2 protein-coding genes and 1 pseudogene are annotated in these 2,969 nt (G+C 64.9%); all 3 read right to left on the bottom strand.

All coding sequences use genetic code 11. The annotated features are described in order from the left end of the window. Positions 1–107: 107 nt before the first annotated feature. The gene (locus EOA27_RS29860) at positions 108–1,730 is read right to left on the bottom strand and encodes an ABC transporter substrate-binding protein (RefSeq protein WP_127257919.1); all 1,623 of its coding nucleotides are present in this window, start codon (positions 1,728–1,730) and stop codon (positions 108–110) included. 29 nt (positions 1,731–1,759) lie between these two features. Beyond that, complete coding sequence (locus tag EOA27_RS29855; protein WP_126080802.1) at positions 1,760–2,680, bottom strand: ABC transporter permease; 921 nt, start codon at positions 2,678–2,680, stop codon at positions 1,760–1,762. A gap of 2 nt (positions 2,681–2,682) precedes the next feature. After that, positions 2,683–2,969: pseudogene (locus EOA27_RS29850) on the bottom strand (ABC transporter permease subunit); the annotation flags it as partial.

The raw sequence follows: 2,969 nt of genomic DNA, 5'->3' as shown, positions 1-2,969 counted from the left end.
ATATCGATCCGACCCGCGTCATTAATTACGAAGCGATCTATGTGAACAAATAGGCCGTCTCATTTGCCGGCGGCGGGCTGGACGCCGCCACCGGCAAATGAGACGGCCTATTTGTTCACATAGATCGCTTCGTAATTAATGACGCGGGTCGGATCGATATAGATCTCGTCCGGGCCGCCCATGCGCTTGGCCTTGGCCACCACGCGGCGTTCGTTGAAGACCGGAATCCAGGGCGCGTCATTGGTCTGGATGTCGGTGAAGATCTGCGCCCAGGCCTTGTTGCGCTCCTCGGCCTTGGCCGGCACCGGCATGGCGTCCGCCGCCTGGCCGCGGGCGTCGATGTCCTTGTTGCAGTACCACGACCAGTTCCAGCCGCCGGCAACCGCGCTGCCGCAGCCGAGGATCGGCCCGTAGAAGTCGGACGGATCCGGGAAGTCGGCGATCCAGCCGAGCCCGCCGGACCAGACCATCGGCGCCTGGCCCTGCGTGCCGCCGGCGGCAATCACGTTCGGATTGGCCACCGCCTTGATCTCGGCCTTGACGCCGATCGCCGCCAGATCCTGCTGGATCGCCTGCGTGATGCGTGGCTGCGGATCGGTGTTGGAGGTGTAGATCTGGGTCGAGAAGCCGTCCTTCAACCCGGCCTCGGCAAGCAGCGCCTTGGCCTTTTCGGGATCGTAGGCATAGCCCTTGTAGTTCTGGTCGTAGCCCGGCATCAGCGGCGGCAGCACCTGGCTTGCCGGCGTGGCGCGGCCATTGATGATGCGCACGATGCGGTCCTTGTTGATGGCCATGTTGACGGCCTGCCGCACCTTGGCGTTATCGAAGGGTTTTACCTGCGTGTTCAAAGTGACGTAGCTGGTTTCCAACTGCTGGCGGTCGACGATCCTGCCCTCGAACTCGGGCGACTTCTTCATCTCCAGATATTTCGCCGGCGAGATGCCGTCGCCGGCAATGTCGACCTCGCCCTTCTGCAGGCGCAAAAGCGCCACCAGCGGTTCCTGGCCGATCTCGATCGTGAAAGAGTCGACATGCGGCCGATCCTTGATGAAATAGTCGGGGTTCTTCTCGAAGACGAGGCGCTGGCCGATCGTCCATTCCTTCAGCGTGAAGGCGCCGGAGCCGACCGGATGCTTGCCGAAGTCGCCGCCGGCGGCTTCCACCGCCTCTTTCGGCACGACGGAAGCGAAGTTGAGCGCCAGCACGTTGAGGAAGGTGGCGTCGGGCTGCGACAGCGTGAACTTCACCGTATGATCGTCTATCGCCGTGATGCCCTCCATCGTCTCGGCGGTGCCGGCGGTCCTCTTGTCGGCGCCGACGATCGAGTGGAAGAAGCCGGCGCCCGGGCCTTGCGTCTTCGGGTTGACGGCGCGCTCGATCGACCATTTGACGTCCGCCGCCGTCACCGCGCGGCCGTTGGTGAACTTGACGCCGGGATGCAGCTTGAACGTATAGACCTTGCCGTCGTCGGAGACGTCGTAGCTGTCGGCGAGCGACGGCCCCAGTTCCGTCGTGCCCGGCTTGTAGTCGACCAGGCGCGAGAACAGAGCGTTGATCATCGACCAGTTCTGCCAGTCATAGCCGATGGCCGGGTCGAGCGTGGCGATGTCGTCCTTGTAGGTGACGATGATGTCGCCGCCATTGGTCGGCGTGTCGGCGAAGGCGACGGGCACCAGGGCCGAGGTGGCGAGCAAGGCCGCCAGGCCCATCTTTCTGACGAATTTGTTCATTGAGTTCACTCCTCTGTTGGTCTTGTTGGTTATTGGCTGCGGATGCGGGGATCGACGAATGGGGCGACGAAGTCGGCGAGCAAATTGCCGAGCACGATGGCCAGGGCCGAGACCAGCGTGACGCCCATGATGATCGGCACGTCGACCTGCTGGATGGCCTGCCAGGCGAGTTGGCCGATGCCGGGCCAGCCGTAGACGGCCTCGACCACGACCACGCCGCTCATGAACTGGCCGATGTCGATGCCGACCATGGCGATGATCGGCAACAGCGCGTTGGGCAGCGCGTGGCCGAGCACGACGCGACGGCCGCTGAGCCCCTTGGCATGCGCGGTGCGCACATAATCCTGGCGCAGCACCTCGATCATGGCGGAACGCACCATGCGCGCATACCAGCCGGCGCCGAGCACGCCGAGCGTGAGCGCCGGCAGCACGACATGCCGCGCCGTGCCGAAGCCGGACATCGGGAACCAGCCGAGCGTGGCGGCAAAGACATAGAGAAGCAGCAGCGCCACGACGAATTGCGGCGACGAGACGCCGACGAAGGACAGCATCATCACCGAGCGGTCGACGAAGCCGCCGCGCCGGACCGCCGCGATGATGCCGAAGGTCAGGCCGAGCGCGACCTCGACGACGATGCCGGCGGCCATGAGGATGAGCGTCGCCGGCAGCCGCGCCAGGATCAGCGGCAGCACCTCGGTCTTCTGCGTATAGGAGCGGCCGAGATCGCCATGCAGCAGGTTGCCGACATAATGCAGGAACTGCATGACCAGAGGCTGGTCGAGGCCAAGCTCATGCCGGATGGCGGCCACCATCTGCGGCGTCGCGGAGCGCCCGGCGATCAGCACGGCGGGGTCCGCCGGCAGGAAATAGAGCAGAAGGAAGGTGATGGCGGCGACGCCGAGCAGGATCAGCACGGCCTGGACGAGACGGCGGGCAAGGAAGGAGGCCATCGTCACAGCCTCCCGCGCTGGGTCGGGTCGAGGATGTCGCGCAGGGCGTCGCCGATCAGATTGAAGGACAGCGCCGTGGCGAGGATGATCGCGCCGGGGATGAACACCAGCCAGGGCGCATCCTGAAATAGCTCTGGCTCTCGAAGATGATGTTGCCCCAGGAAGGCTGCGGCGGCTGCACGCCAATGCCGAGGAAGGACAGCGTCGCCTCGAGCAGCACCGTGGTGGCGATGCCGAGCGTGCCCCAGACGATCGCGGTCGGCATCAGGTGGGGAAGGATGTGCAGAAG

It is taken from the genome of Mesorhizobium sp. M2A.F.Ca.ET.037.01.1.1, assembly GCF_003998075.1.
Lineage (GTDB): Bacteria > Pseudomonadota > Alphaproteobacteria > Rhizobiales > Rhizobiaceae > Mesorhizobium.
This window is presented reverse-complemented; position numbering and strand designations above follow the sequence as displayed.